The following is a 17,685-nucleotide window of genomic DNA, read 5'->3' on the forward strand; positions in this document are numbered from 1 at the left end:
CCCAATCGTCCTCCCACGCGAACCCAGCGTGGAGCACGAGCCGGTAAGCGGCGCGACGTATTCAAATTCGAGAGCAACTGATGCGCAATCCGAATGGCCAATCCTGCATGGTCGAAGAGGCCACGAGCCAGGGGGCGTGAGGTCATACGGCCGATCAGTCATCAAACGTGCAGTGGATTGGCTGAGTGTCAATCCGGCGCGTAGTCCCAATGCGGGTGCCGCTGATCGCAAGCGCGCCGAATGACTGTTATCTGAGGCGTAAACGGCGATATCGCTGCCAACGGCAAGCGGCCCGCCCACATGGGTCGCCTTTCGTTCTGTAAATTGTGCAGGTCTGTCAGCTTTCGGTAAGCCAGCCCCGATAAAGAATCGTTGGGTTTAGCGGGGGTGTGGCAGGGACAGCGCATGAGCTGAAGGACCACCATGTGCCGAGTCACGCTTCCGTTAAGCTCATTGCATTGCGGATGCGGCAGGATAGTGCCTCATGATGCCCCCCGGCGCCGAGCCGCGCCCGCAATGCTTCCAACTCGCGGGTTAGTTCTCCTTCTGCCGATTTTGCTCGTTCTGCAAGCAATCAGCTTCTTGCGCCGCTTGAAGCTCAGTTTGGAGCAGTTAGCTGGGTGGCAGCGAAAGCGCTGCCCCTATCTATGCATGGGGGAAAAGCGCTGATTCAAGTTCTGCTAAGTTCAACTGGCAGTGCGGGCGGGGTAGGGACAGCGTCTGCTCCAGCGCAACCAAGCGGCGCCGAGTCGCGCCCGCACTGCTTCCGATCAATCTTCGCCAACACTCAGGAAGGGAAAGGAGATTGCCTGGCTGAATCCGGTCCGCTGTTGTCTTGATGCAATTGTGTCCGCCATGTGTGGCGACGACGATGCCGACAGCGTCGTCGATTCTTCAATGCGGTGCTCCCTGTCGCGGCTTTCAAGGTCTAGGATAATCTTCTCAATGGACTGATTCTATCGCGCTTCGTCTGGACTTGCTCTGCCAACATTCCTTGCGCCTGTCATGTGCGTTGGCCTGTCATTGTGTTTTATGCACGGTTTTCTAGGAGCGCCCACGTGTCTGGTCATGCTGGTGTCTCCAATTGCTTCAAGCAAAGACCCAGCTTAGAGAGTCGCCGATGAGATGGGACCGACCTATTTTGATAGGTGCCGTTCGTTACTTCTCGAAGATATGACTAGGTCGCCCTTGGGAATTTGAGCCTCATGGGAGCAAAGGTGGCCAGCCCCAGTCTTTGTGACCGGGTTGGCCACCAGCGCTTGCGACACCATGCCCATAGGGCAGCTACAGGGCAAAAATGCACATGTTCGAGCGGCATATCACGTCCCTGCGGTCGCAAGCGCTTGCGGTGCTTGTAGCCAATCAGGTCCGTGCCGCCGATCAGTCTCTGGGACTATCCGATCGCAAGCTCGCCACATTGAACATGGATGAAGTTCAGGCAATGCTAGCCATACTCGATTGCATAAAACCCGACCTGCGGCCGAAGGAAGCACGGCAGATCGCTGCGCGCATACGCGCGCTTTTAGAGGGGGCGCATGGGTGTCAGCCGGTTCGGGTAGCATGTCTGTGAGACCACTAGTGTGAGCTTTCGGTAAGCTGTCCAGCCTCTCGTGAACGAGGAAGCTGAAGTTGGCGAAGCTTTAGCCCGCTCGTGGAGGATCGATAGGCACCCATAAGGACGCGGCTCTGACGCCGAAAGATCGGGAAGCCATGGTGACGAGCGTGATCATAGTGGCCTCACAAAGGCCAACCCGCGCTGCAATTCAATATTTCGGCTAAAACCGTCGCCAAGTGGGTCAAGCGTTCCGCAAGGACAGGCGTCGATGGAGCGTGATCGCTCTACAAGGCTCTTTCAACGCCAAGCCAAACTCTGCCTGCCACATGCGCCGAACTCGGAGTGCCACGGCCGCGCCACGCCGATTGCGCAGCTTGACCCGGCCGAGCCGGTGCGGCGCTATGAACGTGAACGTCCGGGTGAGCTGACACATCGCTATCGACAAAGCTGGGCAAGTCCAACCGTGTAGACCATCGATCGATGGTGGCCGGACTCGAAAGAGCAGCCTGCGGGTACGCGGCGAAGAACCTGGCCGGGATTATGTCGACGTCTGAATCGAGGATGCCTCCCGAAATACCTTCAGCAAAGAGATGAAGAGCGAGCGGCAGGGCTGCGCCGCGGCCCTCCTCAAGGCGGGGACGCCACAAGCGTCGGCGTCAAGGTCAGCAGGTCATGACCGACAACGGACCCTGCTACGAACCTCTGCTTCCCGCAAAGCATGCGAACGCCTCGGCCTCGAGCAAATCGGCACCGAGCTCTATGTTTTTCGGAAGGAATGCAAGCGGGGCGCAGGGGCTATTTCGCGATCGAGATCTGGTGCTGCGCTGGCTTGGAAACACGATCTTTGTCACGCCGCAGTATTGCGTCACCTCGGCGGACCTCAAGGAATTCTACACTGTACATCGTCGATCCAGCCGATGAGCTGCTCTAGAGCAGACCGGATCGGTCGCCGACGGCGGCAGCCGGTCGGCGAATCGGCGGAAGCCGACCCTCGCCCGCGTAACCAACAGACAACCCAAGAAAGTCTCCCGGCGATGATGGCGCAATCAAAAGGATTTTCATCCATCCGAGGGCCATTTTTGAGCCGTCGATTTCTTTTTCTCTTCCGCAAGTTGACAATTTTCTTCCGCGCTCCGTAGGAAGTACCGTGTGTGCGGAAGGCTGAACGTTCTTCAAATGAGAACAGTATACGCTGCGAAGCGTGTGACGGAGGCAATCTTCATTACCTCGGTTCCATCACCCCTCGATCCACCCCTATCTCGCAGCGGCCCTTCCGCCAATGAAGTTCGTGAACATCCGGAACAAGAACTCCGGGATGCGGATGTCGACCTATGTCATTCTCAGCGCAGGCGCTCGCGTTGCTGTGCTCTCAACGGCGCTGTTGCGCGGATCTGCCAATCCGGTGACCAACTCATTGTTTGCTGTTTGTCCTTCTTGGATGAGCACAAAGAAGAGGTTCACCTGCGTTTCGCAGCAACCAGTGATCGCCCGACATATTCGATCATTTCGAACGCTGTGGATAGCTATGACTTCGAAATCGTCGGCGAGTTAAGCGAAGTTCAAGCTTTGCCACATTCGCACCGCAAAATCGAACTGAGGTCCAAATGAGCCACGTTTCGGAGCAGCCGATCGATCGCATCACAATTCCCATGCTGCAGCGGTGGAAGCAGGACGGTCGGCGTCTCGTCATGACGACAGCCTACGACGCGGTTGCGGCGCGTATCGCGGATCCGTCCGTCGACATCATTCTCGTCGGCGACAGTGTGGGTAACGTTTGCCTTGGATTCGAAAATACGCTTCCAGTGAGCGTTGCGATGATGAACCATCATCTGGAAGCCGTGGTACGCAGCAAGCCTCGTGCTTTACTCGTCGCCGATATGCCATTTCTTAGCTTCCACGTCAGCGTCGAGGAAACCATACGCAACGCCGGCGGATTCCTGCAGCGAGGCGCAGCTGCGGTGAAACTCGAAGGCGGTGGCAAGAGAATCGAGATGGTACAGGCCCTCGTCGATTGCGAGATTCCTGTGATGGGTCATCTCGGTCTTATGCCCCAGAGCGTCAACGTCATGGGGGGCTTCAAAGTGCAGGGTCGGAAAGCGGATGAAGCGTTGCGTTTGCTCGATGACGCTCACCGTCTGCAGGAGGCCGGCTGTTTCGCTTTGGTATTGGAGGGCATTCCGGCCGAGCTTGCTGCTCGAGCAACCAAGTCCTTGACAATACCGACGATCGGGATCGGCGCCGGCCCGGACTGTTCAGGCCAGGTGCTCGTGTTTCACGACGTGCTGGGCCTCACTGGAGGTCATCGCCCCAAATTCGTTCGCGCCTATGCAGAAGGCTTTCAGCAGTTGCATGATGCGCTTTCGCGCTGGGCCGCGGATGTCCGCGGTGGTGCATTCCCGGGACCGCAAGAGTCCTATAGGCTTCCCGAAGGCGTCGAAGAAGCAATTACCAACTGGGCGCCGTTCAACCCAACTTGATATAGAGCTCTACATGCAAACAATCACGAGGGTCGCTGAACTTCGCCGTACTCTCGCAAAATCCCGCGGTGCCGATCAACGGGTCGGATTGGTGCCGACAATGGGCTATCTCCACGATGGCCACATGGCGCTGATCGCGGCGAGCCAGGCGCAATGCGACGTCACCGTCGTCAGCATCTTCGTCAACCCCACTCAGTTCGGACCAAACGAGGATCTCAGTAGCTATCCGCGCGACTTTTTACGTGATGAGGGACTGTGCCGTGATGGCGGTGTTGCGATCCTCTTCGCGCCGGAGACACAGGAGGTCTATACGAGCCATTTCGAAACCTTCGTTGAACCGGGCGACCTCGCCAAACCTCTGTGCGGAGTCTTCAGGCCTGGGCATTTTCGCGGTGTCGCGACCGTCGTATGCAAGTTGTTCAACATGGTGCAGCCCGATGTCGCGTTTTTTGGGCAGAAGGATTTTCAGCAATGCGCAGTCGTGCGTCGCATGGTAATTGATCTCAATCTCCCGATCGAGATGGTCACTGTACCAACCGTTCGCGAACAGGATGGGCTCGCAATGAGCAGTCGCAATCGCTATCTGAGCAAAGAAGAGCGTCAGCGGGCCCTTGCGATCAATCGTGGACTATCCGCAGCGCTCGACGAATTTCGCTCGGGAGAGCGCAACGTAGAAAAGCTGATTGCGGTCGCCAAGCGGCATTTAGAGGCAGTTGACAGACTGCAGTATCTTGAACTTGTCGACAGTGACACGCTCAAAACCGCCGATAGTCCACTGCGGCGCCCCGCGGCGCTTTGTGCGGCAGCCTACGTTGGCTCAACGCGGCTGATCGACAACGTCCTACTGGGGTTGCGAACTCGGTAGCGCAATGCGTGGCTAAACCGTGCGCAGCATATTGAGCAGCAAGAAATGCTCAAAGCACCTCCGAAGGGCGCGTCGAGCTGGTGGCGAAGGGCCGACTCCAAGGCGACCTTGTTCAGCGACTTAGCGAAGCGATAAGTCGCGGGTGCGTACGGAATATTGTGGGACCTAAAAGTTTGTGTCCGGCAACATCACGAGATTTGCTCTGCGGCGGTCATCGATCAATTCGACAAACCTTGGTATAGTGCTTTACAGCCCAGGCTATATCACCCATTTACCTTTGTAGAGTTGAGCACCCGTCACGTCGTCTGTACTTTCGACGTCGAACCTCGATCATTTGGTTTGCGGGTCAGTGCGAAGCCTGAGCTGCTGCCTTGCTATAATTCGTTGAGTTCCGATCAGGTGTTGCGACGAACATCTAGAGTTCGGACCTTCGGCCGATTGCACTTAAGAAGACAGAGGCTTTATAGCAGGTGCCCATCATCGAGACGGGGATCAGCCATCAGAGCAGCGGAGCAACATTCACTCGAGTGACGAACATGGAAGAGAAGGATAGGGCGTCCGCATCCGCGAGCACGTGAGCTCTTAGAGTAGCCGATGGCGCGTCCCTCATACCGGAGGCTCTAGCACAGCCGCAGCATCGGTGATCATTGCCGCTTTATAAGTTGCGGCGAATTTGCATCCCACTCTTGAAAACATAGGTCGATATGGCATTTACCGAGCTTTTCATCAAACGTCCGGTATTGTCTATCGTCGTCAGTTCTTTGATTTTGCTGATCGGCTTGCGCGCGGCCACCGTACTGCCGATCCGGCAATATCCCAAGCTATCTAATACGGTTGTCAATATCACGACTTCCTATCCTGGCGCTTCCGCCGACATGATCCAGGGGTTCATCACCTCTCCCCTGGAGCAGGCAGTCGCGTCCGCCGAGGGCGTTGACTACATTAGTTCCTCGTCTGTGCTTGGTACTTCGACCATCAAAGTCTACATTAAGCTCAATTTCGATCCCAACGAAGCGCTCACGGAGGTGCTCTCCAAGGTCAACTCAGTCAAATACCTGATCCCGAAGGAATCAAACGATCCAGTCGTCACGAAGTCGACGGGTCAGAAGACTGCTGTCATGTACATCGCCTTCTCCAGCGAGGAACTGGCGGCAAGTGCGATCTCCGACTATCTCTCACGCGTCGTGCAACCGGTTATCTCGACGGTCGACGGCGTTGCAGCGGCAGACATTCTGGGCGGCCAGAGTTTTGCGATGCGGCTATGGCTCGATACTGCGAAAATGGCTGGGCACGGCGTGTCGCCGGCTGAGGTTTCGGCTGCAATCGCCGCCAACAACTTCCAGGCCGCGGCGGGCCAGACCAAGGGCTATTTCACTATCTCCGATGTCACGGCAAATACGGATCTGCGGAGTGTCGAAGATTTCAAGCGCATGATCGTGAAGGCCAATGACGGTGGCTTTGTGCGCATGGAGGACATTGCGGTAGTGGAGCTTGCCGCGCAGACTACTGACATTAGTGTCGCGATGAACGGCGAGCACGCGGTCTTTGTCGGCGTGCAGGCGAGCCCGCAAGGCAATCCTCTAAACATAGCGCGAGGCGTTCGAGGGCTGTTTCCAGAAATCGAGCGTAACCTGCCGCCTTCACTGAGGATGAAAGTAGCCTACGACTCCACCAAATTTATTCAATCATCGATCGATGAAGTTGAGAAGACGCTCATTGAGGCCGTCGTGGTCGTTGTGGTCGTGATCTTCCTGTTCCTGGCCTCGCTGCGCTCGGTCATCATTCCTGTCGTCACTATTCCGTTGTCGCTCGTTGGTGTCTGCAGCATGATGCTGGTGCTGGGGTTTTCATTCAATCTCTTGACCCTCCTTGCAATGGTTCTGGCTATCGGTCTCGTGGTCGACGACGCGATAGTGGTGGTGGAGAACATTCATCGCCATTTAGAAGAAGGTGCGACGCCCCTAAAGGCTGCCACAGCGGGCGCGCGCGAGATCGTCGGCCCCGTTGTCTCCATGACGATTACTTTGGCTGCGGTATATGCCCCAATCGGATTTCTGGGCGGGCTCACCGGTGCGCTGTTCCGCGAGTTCGCGTTTACGCTAGCGGGAGCGGTGATCGTTTCGGGCGTGATCGCTTTGACGCTATCGCCGATGATGTGCTCGCTCCTCCTGAAGAGCGCCGAGGGGGGACGGTTTGCAAGATTTGTGAACCGTGGGTTCGGCGCCATGACACAGTGGTACGGCCGCAAGCTCGATCGCTCGCTTGACTATCGACCGGTTACGGGGCTGTTTGCGGTAACCATGCTGGGCCTCGTCGGCTTTCTCTATATGCACACTTCCAAAGAACTCGCCCCCGAGGAGGATCAAGGGATCGTATTCGCTTTAATGAAGGCGCCGAAATACGCAAATATCGACTACCTCGACTATTACGGCAACAAGCTCGAAAACGCGTTACAGAAATTTCCAGAGACTGACTTGAGCTTCGTGCTCAATGGCGTTAGCGGCCAGCAGAGTGGCCTGGCGGGCATGTTGCTCAAGCCGTGGGACGACCGCACGCGATCATCGATTGTACTAAAGTCCCTTGTCCAGGCCGAGCTGTCAAAAATCGAAGGCATCAACGCGTTTGCCTTTAGCTTGCCTCCGCTTCCGGGCGGTTCGGACGGGCTACCAGTGCAGATGGTGATCAATTCGACCCTTGGCTTCCAATCCATCTACGAGCAGATGTCAAAGCTGAAGGATGCCGCGCGAAAGAGCGGGCTGTTCATGGTGAGCGACTCCGACCTCGAGTTCAACCAGCCGGTGGTACGAATCAAGGTTGATCGATCCAAGGCTAACGAGCTTGGCATCACCATGCAGACTATCGGCAATGCGCTTGCCACCTTACTTGGGGGAAACTACGTCAACCGCTTCAATTTGCAGGGCCGCTCTTACCAGGTGATCCCGCAGGTTCCCCGAGGGGAACGCCTGGTGCCGCAAGCAATCGGGAGTTATTACGTAAAGACCGCGACAGGCTCAATGCTTCCGTTGTCTACCGTAGTCTCCATCGAGACCGCCACCGATCCGAACGCGCTCACCCACTACAATCAGCTCAACTGCGCGACTTTTCAGGCAGTGCCGATGCCCGGCGTCACGATCGAACAGGCTGTGGATTTCCTGGAAGCCGAGGCGAAGAAACTGCCCGCAGGCTTCAGCCACGACTTCCTGGCCGACGCGCGCCAGTATGTGCAAGAGGGTAATCAACTGGCCATTACATTTGCATTTGCACTCATCATCATATTCTTGGTGCTTTCGGCGCAGTTCGAAAGTCTGCGCGATCCGCTCATCATCATGATCAGCGTGCCGATGGCAATGGTCGGCGCGTTGATTCCGCCATTCTTTGGCTGGGTGACCATGAACATCTACACCCAGGTTGGACTGTTGACACTTGTCGGGTTGATTTCTAAGCACGGCATCCTAATGGTTGAGTTCGCCAATGAGCTGCAGCTCAAGGAGAGAGTTGACCGTCGCTCGGCTATAGAGATGGCGGCGCGGGTCCGATTGCGCCCAATATTGATGACCACGGCGGCGATGGTCACGGGCTTCATGCCCTTGTTGACTGCAACGGGAGCTGGCGCGGCGAGCCGCTTCTCGATCGGGCTCGTCCTCGCCGCCGGCATGTCTGTTGGCACTCTGATCACGCTATTCGTGCTTCCTGCGCTCTATGTCGCGATCGCGTCCGATCACCGTGACGACGCGAGCGCCGACTGCGCGAACCTCGCCAAGCTCGACCTCACCGGCGCTGCTCACGCCGAGATGGCCAGGCAATGACCCATCAAATCAATCTGGGTTTGCTCCGTGTGGCGCGCGAAGGAGCCTAGGACCGTTTTACGTTTCCTGGGACATCGAGATCTTCGGGAGCAGGGCGCCTCATCTGCTCGGCGAAGAACACTTCGGTGGTCCGCTGCTGGCTGCTCAGGCGTAACGGCGCCGGTTATTCACGGCTTCGGAACCAAGCTCGACGTCGCGGAGGGGGCAAAAGACAATTGGTGCTCTCTTGATAAAAAGGTGGACCTACCAATCATCGCGAATGGCTCGGCCTGCCATTCGGATCGTTGGTGGGGTTGCTCTGATCCGTGATGCAGGCTTCCTTTTCGTGAACAAGCCGATCACACTTGTGCCGTTGATCGCTCTCAGCGCGAAACGCGCGGTATGCCAGCTGAATGCCCTCCTTGAGCGAGGTGGTGGCGCGCCAGCCGAGCCCGGACAGCCGACTGACATCGAGCAGCTTGCGCGGCGTTCCGTCTGGGCGCGACGTGTCGAAGCTGATCTCACCGCGAAAGCCGACGGCGGCCGCAACCATGAGTGATAACTCGGCGATGCTGATGTCCTCGCCGGTGCCGATATTGACCGGTTCTGGCGAGGAATAGGTCTTCATCAAATGGATGCAGGCGTCAGCGAGATCGTCGACGTAGAGAAATTCGCGGCGCGGCTTGCCGGTACCCCACACCACGACGTTGCTGCCGCCCGCAATCTTGGCCTCGTGGAAGCGGCGGATCAGCGCGGCCATGACGTGGCTGTATTCCGGGTGATAATTGTCGCCGGGGCCGTATAGATTGGTCGGCATCACGCTGATGAAATCGGCGCCGTACTGGCTGCGATAGGCCTCGGCCAACTTGATGCCCGCGATCTTGGCGATGGCATAGGGCTCGTTGGTCGGCTCCAGCGGGCCGGTCAGCATCGAATCCTCTCGCAGCGGCTGCGGCGCCAGGCGTGGATAGATGCAGGAGGAGCCGAAGAACATCAGCTTCTCGCATCTGTTGGCATGGGCCGCCTGGATCACGTTGCTCGATATTGCGAGGTTGTCGTGGAGAAACTCGGCGCGCAGCGTGTTGTTTGCGACGATGCCGCCGACCTTGGCAGCGGCCAGGAACACGGCCTGCGGCCTCTTCGCTGCAAACCAGGCAGTCACCGCGGCCTGGTCACGCAGGTCAACCTCGCTTCGCGACACCGTCAAGAGATCGACCTGCTCGCGTGCGAGCCGGCGCATCAGCGCCGAGCCGACCATGCCGCGATGGCCGCCGACGAAAACCGTCTTGCCTTTCAGCTCAAAAGCCGCGCTTGCCATTTGCTGCGTCCTGTCTGGCTTGGACGAGATCGCTGGCGACCATTTCCTTCACCATTTGCGAGAACGACGTTTTCGGCGTCCAGCCGAGTTTCGCGCGCGCCTTGCTGGCGTCCCCGATCAGGAGATCGACCTCGGTCGGACGGAAATAGGTCGGATCGACCTGTACCAGGGTCTTGCCAGAAGCCTTATCGACGCCGATCTCCTCGGCGCCCTTGCCCCGCCATTCGATTCTGCGCCCGACCTCGGCAAACGCTAGCTCGACGAACTCGCGGACGGACCGCGTCTGGCCGGTCGCAAGCACGAAGTCTCCGGGTTCGTCGACCTGCAGGACCCTGTGCATGCCTTCGACGTAGTCGCCGGCATGGCCCCAGTCGCGCTTGGCGTCGAGATTTCCCAGATAGAGCTTGTTCTCGAGGCCGACCTCGATGCCGGCGACGGCGCGGGTGATCTTGCGGGTCACGAAAGTCTCGCCGCGGATCGGACTCTCGTGGTTGAACAGGATGCCGTTGCTCGCGAACATACCGTACGCCTCACGGTAGTTCACCGTGATCCAGTAGCCATAGAGCTTGGCGACGCCATAGGGCGAACGCGGGTAAAATGGCGTGGTTTCCTTCTGCGGCACCTCTTGCACGAGGCCGTAAAGCTCGGAGGTCGAGGCTTGGTAGAAGCGCGTCTCCTTTTCCATGCCGAGGATGCGGATAGCTTCCAACAGGCGCAGCACACCGATCGCGTCGGCATTGGCGGTGTATTCCGGGCTCTCGAAACTGACCTGGACGTGGCTCTGTGCGGCCAGGTTATAGATCTCGGTCGGCCGAATTTGCTGCACGAGCCGGATCAGGTTGGACGAATCCGTCATGTCCCCATAGTGCATTAGGAATGGCACATCACCGGCGTGCCGGTCCTTGTAGAGATGATCGACGCGCGCTGTGTTGAAGGAGGACGACCGGCGCTTGATCCCATGCACGGTGTAGCCGAGACCGAGCAAATGCTGGGCGAGATATGCGCCATCCTGCCCGGTGACGCCGGTGATCAGCGCAACGCGCCGTTTAGAATTGTGAGCCACCATGATCTCGCTTAGTTGCGACGGAAAGAGTTCGCTCTGAGAACCATTGCGAAGCCGCTTCCCGAAAATTCGAGATGCGCACGCGCGCTCCACCGTCAACTCAAGGAGCGCGATCGTTAGCCCCTGTCATACACATCGCGTAGGAATACACACCATATACATTGATTTATAAGTGGACTGTTTTATGCCAACACATCGATCTTCAGAGATGAAAGTCAGGCGACGTCGCAACGGCGATGATCCGAGGCAGGTGAGATGAATTGTAAGCGCCGGTACGCCCGCCCGGGCGCGCTTGCCGCCTGCCTATGTCGCCAACGAGACAGATGCCGTCCATCTGTGAGCCTCATCGATCCTGACGAGCATGTATGGATCCGCGCGCTCTCATCGGGGCGCAGAGGAGCGGCGGGGTTGCGGCTTCCGAATAGAAGAACCCGTCTTATCGTCGGCATAAAATTATAATCCACGCCGTTCCCTAATAGCTGGTTTGCAGTAGGCGATGCACAGCCGATGCAAGACAAAGGGACTGGCAAACGTTGGTATAGACCGTCGAACGTTTCGATATCGAAAGTTTACGTTAGTACAATGGAGCTTCGACGCCGATCTTTTAATCTTGACCGAACGTAAGTTGCCTCAGTCCGAGTATGACAAGTCTCTTAAAGCCCGCGCCGGAAATTTGTTCCCGGGAGAACTGGACAATTCAAGCTAGAGCTGCTGCGCAGGTATATCACCAGCAGACCATGTAGAGGATGTGGGCAGCGTTCTTTTTTCTGCCTGAAATGGAGAGAAGCCGAGACGAAACGTGACCCCTATCGAGGAGTCGATCCTGAGCATCGACGCAGTTGTTGCCGCATCAACTTCATCCGGTAGGCCAGTATCGCTGCTCATTTCTTTTTGGAGACTTAGAAGTGAGAGTCGTGAGGTGGCTCATCAGTAAGGGTGAGGCTGTTTGTGCCAAGCTGGACGTTGCCGTGCAGGCGCTACTGCACGTTTGGCTCTCGTCCAGGCGGTCACGGCGTTGGCGATCCCGTCGCAGCGTCATTCGACTAGCTAGCTAAAGGGTGGAATGAAGCCGACGAACAATGATGGCTGAAAGAGATCTAAATCACGCGGGCGAACGGGGATGCGATAAAGACGGCCGCGGAAGATTCCGAACTTGAAGCCCGTTGTTATCGGGCAAGCGAGTTCTATCACGGGGCTCCTATAGCGCGGACGCCGGACTCCTCGAACTTGGGCTGCATGGATAAATATGTGTGGAATTATTGGCATTTTGGGACGTGGTCCGGTCGTTGGGCAGTTGGTCGCGTCGCTCAGGCGACTGGAATATCGAGGCTACGACTCAGCGGGTCTCGCGACTCTCGAAGGTCTCCGTATCGAGCGCCGCCGCGCTCAAGGTAAGCTGAGAAACCTTGAGGAGCAGTTGAGCTACAGTCCCCCTGCAGGTCAAAGCGGCATCGGTCACACCCGCTGGGCGACTCATGGAAAGCCGACCGAGAGCAATGCTCATCCGCATGCGACGGATAATGTCGCGGTCGTGCATAACGGGATCATTGAGAATTTCCGCGAGCTGCGAGCGGAGCTGGAACGAAATGGAGCCGAGTTTTACTCAGAGACGGACACCGAGGTTGTGGTGCATCTCGTCGAATTCTACCTCAAAAATGGCTACTCACCGCAGGATGCGGTGCAGGCGTCGTTGCCGCGCTTGCGCGGTGCCTTCGCGTTGGCATTCCTTTTCAAGGGGCACGACGACCTTTTGATCGGTGCGTGCAAAGGGTCGCCCCTTGCGATCGGACATGGTAACGGTGAAGTGTACTTAGGATCTGATGCGCTCGCGCTCGCGCCTTTGACCGATACTATTACTTATCTTGAGGACGGTGACTGGGCCGTGCTTACACGCGCGACGTGCGTGATCTATGGTACAGACGGCTCTGTCGTCCCACGAGAAACATCAAAGTCTGATGTATCGTCTCTCCTTGCGGACAAGGCGAATTATCGCCACTTCATGGCTAAGGAAATTCACGAGCAGCCGACAGTTGTCGGCAAGACATTGGCGCATTATCTCGATGTGGCGGCCAAACGGGTAGCGCTGCCGGTCGCGTTGCCGTTCGACTTCAATTCCATTGAGCGCATTTCAATTACTGCGTGCGGCACGGCAAGCTACGCTGGCCACATCGCGAAATACTGGTTCGAGCGGCTGGCGCGTTTGTCTGTCGAGATAGATGTAGCCTCTGAGTTCCGCTACCGGGAGGCGCCTCTGCGCCGGGGCGATCTCGCGATCGTCATCTCGCAATCGGGCGAGACGGCCGACACACTAGCTGCGTTGCGATACGCCAAGGGCCAGGGCCTGCACACGATATCTGTCGTTAATGTCCCGACGTCGACGATTGCGCGCGAGAGCGAATCCGTTCTGCCGACGCTGGCGGGGGCAGAAATCGGCGTCGCTTCCACCAAGGCATTCCTCTGCCAGCTGATGGTACTGGCGGTGCTTGCCATCGCAGCAGGGAGAGAGCGAGGCAAGCTGTCTGAAATCGATGAATCGAAGCTCGTGCAAGAGCTCATCGAGATGCCGCGGTTGATTGCTGCGGCCTTGTTGGTCGAGCCGCAGATTGAGAAGCTCGCGCGCTATATCGCCGCCGCTAGGGCCGCACTCTACCTCGGTCGTGGCACATCGGCGCCTCTGGCGTTGGAGGGCGCGCTCAAGCTGAAGGAAATTTCCTATATCCACTCAGAAGGTTATGCCGCCGGCGAGCTCAAGCACGGGCCGATCGCACTCGTCGATGAGGCTATGCCTGTGGTGGTGATCGCACCTTACGACGGCGTTTTCGAGAAGACCATTTCGAACATGCAAGAAGTGGCGGCTCGGGGCGGCAAGATCATCCTGATCACCGATGCGAAGGGCGCTTCGGAAGCGACGGTGGACACGCTCGTGACCATCGTTCTGCCGACAATGGTCGCAAGCTTTACGCCGATGGTCTATGCCATTCCGGTCCAGCTCTTGGCTTACCATACTGGCGTCGTAAGCGGCGCGGACGTCGATCAGCCGCGTAATCTCGCAAAATCGGTCACTGTGGAATGAGGCTGCAGTGTTGGTATCGAGATGGATCTCGACGAGTTCCCAATCCGAAGTCGCTGGTAGCCGCCGTGCGGTCGTGCAACCTCAACCGATACTACCGTCAGCCCGCCTTGGTGTAGTAGGATTGGTCACCCTAGCCGCGGCGCGGGATGCCTCTGGGCTTGCAATGTGCTGGCGAAGCCGTTCAGGAGGCATTGCAATCCGCCACAGGATGCCAAGAGTTCCAGGCTTGTTGGCCTAATGATGCTCCAAGCCGTATGCTGGGATTGAACGGTCGCGATGCAGTCGTCATGAAGCACGCGCTCTACAATGCCGTTCTGCATAGTATCGCGATCTATGGGAAGGATCTGATTGGCGTCCGCAGGTGAATGGTCAATCGACCGTTCCCAACGGAGGCGGATCCTCGCACTGCTCGCTTCTCATCCGACCTAGTGAATGGCAATGGGCGAGCGCGCCGCCGTTCCATTAGAAGCAGGTCCTGTGTCCGCTAACGTGAGGGCGGCCAGCAGCATCACGTCAGGTTTTGGTAAGCCCGAGTCCCTATCTGCGCCGCATGGCCTAGCAAGCCTGAACTAGACGTGGAAACTGCATGTCTGACCGGAGTACCAATTGCCATGTATAATCGGATCAATGGCTCGTCCTATTTCACATCCTCTCCCCTTGACGAGGCTGATGAGCAAAACGACGCAGACACTTTCGCGGATGCGTTTCGGCAACTGCGCTTAGCCCCGCCAAACTCCAGCGGCACTTCGTCTTCGGCAGCACGGCCCTATTGGCTTGATTCAAGCCCGCCTGTCGTAGAGATCGATAAGAGGTCGTTCAGAAAAGCAGCAGAGGGCTATCACAGCGACGAAATCAGGAAAATCGCCGATAACCCACAAGAATATTCGGACTTCGTCTCTCAGAAAGCGGCGCGAACTGCAGAGGTTGCTGAGGAGTATGGAACAACTCAAGATTCTGTAAATGCGCGATACTTCAGCTATCAATTAGGAAACAAGAGTGTCGGTCTTCTTCGAATGGAAGGGGGCGACAGCATGACGAATTTCGACGTGGAAAAGTGGCAGGAGCTGTTTCCCGGGCGACCTGGGACGACCGGAACTGTAGATCTCCAGGTCGTTCATCCGCTTGTCGAGAACGCCGGCGATATTCTGCTCGAGCATCAACTTGGAATGGCCGGTGAACGGCCACTGCTGAATTTGCGTCCGGCTAATCCGGAGGCAAGAGCCCGTGCTGCAAAGATGGGGTTCGTTGAGGTTGACGCCGATAACATGGTTCTCGACCCAGTGAAGTCAGACAAGTGGGTGAGGAATGGCGACGGCAAGTGGCAGCGAGAAGGCACCGCTTCGCGGTATCTTCGCAAAGCTGACGACAGCCAAGACCGTAAAGTCGAGATGCCAGCGAGTGCTTCAACATACGATTATGAGGATGATTTCATGTGACCATGGAATTACCGGCATTTGGCCTCGTGGAAGAAATCGATCTAGCCTGCTCCGCACTTCTCTGCGGCGGCGTCGGCGTTTAGCTCAGAGTTCCTCGTTTGACTCAGAATGCTCTCTCCTCAGTTCTCCTTTGGCTTAGCAGTTGCTGATTGTCGCGCCTGGGAAGTAGGGCTTCTTGTACAAGCCTATTGCTGAGAATGCTCGCCTGCGGCGACGACCTGTTGTGACCCCGGGGCCGGCCGAGGGGCCGGCACGTGTGGCGCCAGCACGTTGGACGGCTGGGACCACAACTCTTCCGCAGATGAAGCTTGCGAAGAAATAATGGCGTGGGCGCCTGACGATAGTCAGTCGCAACAATGTACAGCGAAGCGGCCGCCCAACGGACAAGCCGGGCCCCGCAAGCGTCAACGGACGTAACGATGCGGTGAGCACGAGCATAGTGCAGAACGCTCTCACCAGAAGAGGGATACCCAATACATGGGCCGCTGCTGAGCGAAGCTCCATTGTCATCGTCACCGCCGTGGGGCTGCACAGCCAATCTCGTGCTTGCCGGGCCATCTCGGCACTCTGCAATGGAATATATAGCCTCGCTCCAGATGGAGCTAAGAAGTGCTTTAGCGCAACGACGGCTCTGGGTCAGCGTTACGATGAGCGTTGGCGTGGAATCAGTCGAGTTGGCGTGCCAGCATCTCTCGCAGGATAGTCTGTTCTGCAGCCTCCCATATCCGTAAAGCGTGGACGGGCAAGAAATTGCTGGCCGCTAGCATATTTACAGTAAGCCCGGGTTCGGACTGCGAAGACGTTGCAAGGTGGCGTGATTGTCGCCCACGAGCGTTTAGATCGGTGACCTTGCCCCCGGGGCTTAATCCAGTTTGAAGTTCGTTCTGGCCCACGACGAGGACCAGAGCATGAAGCGTAGCCGCTTTACGGAAGAGCAGATTATCGGGATCTTGAAGGAGCACGAGGCCGGGGTGTCGGTCGCCGATCTATGCCGCAAGCACGGCGTGAGCGACGCCAGCATCTACAAATGGAAGGCCAAGTACGGCGGGATGGACGTCTCCGAGGCCAAGCGGCTGAGGACGCTGGAGGACGAGAACACGAAGCTGAAGCGGCTCCTGGCTGACGCCATGCTGGACAATGCGGCGTTGAAGGACCTTTTGGGAAAGAAGTGGTGACGCCCGCGGCCAAGCGGAAGGCTGTCGCGCATCTCGTGGATGCCCACGGGATGAGCGAACGGCGGGCGTGTAAAGCCATCGGCTGCTGCCGCATGACCATGAGATATCGGACGACCCGAGCGGATGATGCCGGCGTTCGCCAGCGCATGAAGGCGATCGCCCAGGAGCGCCGCCGCTTCGGCTATCGGCGCCTGCATGTTCTGCTCAAGCGGGAGGGCTTTGCGATCAACCACAAGAAGCTATTCCGGCTGTACCGGGAAGAGAAGTTGGTGGTGCGCCGCCGTGCCGGCCGCAAGCGGGCGATCGGGACTCGGGCGCCGATGACGGTGCCGATGGCACCGAACGACCGCTGGTCACTGGACTTCGTCTCCGATCAGCTCACGGATGGCCGCCGCTTCCGCATCTTGACCGTGGTCGATGACTGTACCCGCGAGTGCTTGGCGCTGGTGGCCGATACCTCGCTCTCCGGGGCCCGGGTGGCGCGGGAGTTGGATCGGCTGGTCATGGAGCGCGGCAAGCCAAAGATGGTGGTCAGCGACAACGGCACCGAACTTACCAGCAACGCCATCCTGACCTGGGCCGATCGGAGCCGCGTCGCCTGGCATTATATCGCTCCGGGCAAACCCATGCAGAATGGCTTCATCGAAAGCTTCAACGGTCGGCTCCGGGATGAATTGCTGAACGAGACGCTGTTCACGTCGCTGGCTCAAACCCGCGTCGCGCTCGGATGCTGGCGCGCCGATTATAACTACACACGACCGCACTCACAGCTCGGATGGAAGACACCCTCCGAGTTCGCCTTTACCTGCCACCCGCGCCGGGATCTGGCGCTGCGCTATGCCGATGGCTCCGCGCCAGCTCCCGTCGCTACCACCGCCCAACTGGGCAAATCCAATGGCTTGAGCGAACTCAGAACTGGATAAAATCTGGGGGCAAGG

Annotated in this window: 9 protein-coding genes; 7 read left to right on the forward strand and 2 right to left on the reverse strand. The window is 57.8% G+C overall.

Translation table 11 applies throughout. From position 1 onward, the window contains the following. The first annotated feature begins 2,758 nt into the window (after window positions 1-2,758). The 4 genes from ABIA40_RS00265 to ABIA40_RS00280 all read left to right on the forward strand — a co-directional run bounded on the left by ABIA40_RS00265 (window position 2,759) and on the right by ABIA40_RS00280 (window position 8,703). On the forward strand, window positions 2,759-3,163 hold the full coding sequence (locus ABIA40_RS00265) for a hypothetical protein (protein ID WP_404538094.1): 405 nt from the start codon (window positions 2,759-2,761) through the stop codon (window positions 3,161-3,163). Next, complete coding sequence (gene panB, locus ABIA40_RS00270) at window positions 3,160-4,032, forward strand: 3-methyl-2-oxobutanoate hydroxymethyltransferase (protein ID WP_035999095.1); 873 nt, start codon at window positions 3,160-3,162, stop codon at window positions 4,030-4,032. The genes ABIA40_RS00265 and panB overlap by 4 nt, the downstream gene beginning before the upstream one ends. 13 nt (window positions 4,033-4,045) lie before the next feature. After that, window positions 4,046-4,897, forward strand: a complete 852-nt coding sequence (panC, locus tag ABIA40_RS00275; protein ID WP_035999098.1) for a pantoate--beta-alanine ligase — start codon at window positions 4,046-4,048, stop codon at window positions 4,895-4,897. A 704-nt stretch (window positions 4,898-5,601) separates the two neighbouring features. Then, the gene (locus tag ABIA40_RS00280; RefSeq protein WP_225173803.1) at window positions 5,602-8,703 is read left to right on the forward strand and encodes an efflux RND transporter permease subunit; all 3,102 of its coding nucleotides are present in this window, start codon (window positions 5,602-5,604) and stop codon (window positions 8,701-8,703) included. 250 nt (window positions 8,704-8,953) lie between these two features. Here ABIA40_RS00280 and ABIA40_RS00285 read toward each other — a convergent pair whose 3' ends face one another. Both ABIA40_RS00285 and gmd read right to left on the reverse strand, forming a co-directional pair. Continuing rightward, window positions 8,954-10,000 carry a GDP-L-fucose synthase gene (locus ABIA40_RS00285; protein ID WP_050991968.1) on the reverse strand — a complete coding sequence of 349 codons (1,047 nt, stop codon included), beginning with the start codon at window positions 9,998-10,000 and terminating at the stop codon, window positions 8,954-8,956. Next, on the reverse strand, window positions 9,981-11,066 hold the full coding sequence (gene gmd / locus ABIA40_RS00290) for a GDP-mannose 4,6-dehydratase (protein ID WP_035999104.1): 1,086 nt from the start codon (window positions 11,064-11,066) through the stop codon (window positions 9,981-9,983). Before gmd ends, ABIA40_RS00285 begins: the two co-directional genes overlap by 20 nt. A 1,243-nt stretch (window positions 11,067-12,309) precedes the next feature. On the opposite strand from gmd, the gene glmS reads away from it, so the two are divergent. The 3 genes from glmS (at window position 12,310) to ABIA40_RS00305 (ending at window position 17,670) form a co-directional block, all read left to right on the forward strand. Then, window positions 12,310-14,136 carry a glutamine--fructose-6-phosphate transaminase (isomerizing) gene (glmS, locus tag ABIA40_RS00295; RefSeq protein ID WP_035999107.1) on the forward strand — a complete coding sequence of 609 codons (1,827 nt, stop codon included), beginning with the start codon at window positions 12,310-12,312 and terminating at the stop codon, window positions 14,134-14,136. Window positions 14,137-14,747: 611 nt separating this feature from the next. Continuing rightward, on the forward strand, window positions 14,748-15,572 hold the full coding sequence (locus ABIA40_RS00300) for an Effector protein NopP (RefSeq protein ID WP_225124683.1): 825 nt from the start codon (window positions 14,748-14,750) through the stop codon (window positions 15,570-15,572). 908 nt (window positions 15,573-16,480) lie between these two features. After that, window positions 16,481-17,670, forward strand: a protein-coding gene (locus ABIA40_RS00305; protein WP_225174769.1) for an IS3 family transposase whose coding sequence is annotated in 2 segments (ribosomal slippage) — window positions 16,481-16,730 and window positions 16,730-17,670 — 1,191 coding nt in all. Because the reading frame shifts where the segments join, the coding sequence is not laid out codon by codon here. Window positions 17,671-17,685: the final 15 nt, after the last annotated feature.

The sequence above is a fragment of the Bradyrhizobium sp. USDA 223 genome, assembly GCF_044909005.1.
GTDB classification, from domain to species: Bacteria; Pseudomonadota; Alphaproteobacteria; order Rhizobiales; family Xanthobacteraceae; genus Bradyrhizobium; species Bradyrhizobium yuanmingense.

What these genes read in the sequence shown, in the direction of transcription:
- ABIA40_RS00280 (WP_225173803.1), top strand. Translation starts at nt 5,602, where the DNA reads ATGGCATTTACCGAGCTTTTCATCAAACGTCCGGTATTGTCTATCGTC.
- ABIA40_RS00285 (WP_050991968.1), bottom strand. Translation starts at nt 10,000, where the DNA reads ATGGCAAGCGCGGCTTTTGAGCTGAAAGGCAAGACGGTTTTCGTCGGC.
- panC (WP_035999098.1), top strand. Translation starts at nt 4,046, where the DNA reads ATGCAAACAATCACGAGGGTCGCTGAACTTCGCCGTACTCTCGCAAAA.
- panB (WP_035999095.1), top strand. Translation starts at nt 3,160, where the DNA reads ATGAGCCACGTTTCGGAGCAGCCGATCGATCGCATCACAATTCCCATG.
- ABIA40_RS00300 (WP_225124683.1), top strand. Translation starts at nt 14,748, where the DNA reads ATGTATAATCGGATCAATGGCTCGTCCTATTTCACATCCTCTCCCCTT.
- gmd (WP_035999104.1), bottom strand. Translation starts at nt 11,066, where the DNA reads ATGGTGGCTCACAATTCTAAACGGCGCGTTGCGCTGATCACCGGCGTC.
- glmS (WP_035999107.1), top strand. Translation starts at nt 12,310, where the DNA reads ATGTGTGGAATTATTGGCATTTTGGGACGTGGTCCGGTCGTTGGGCAG.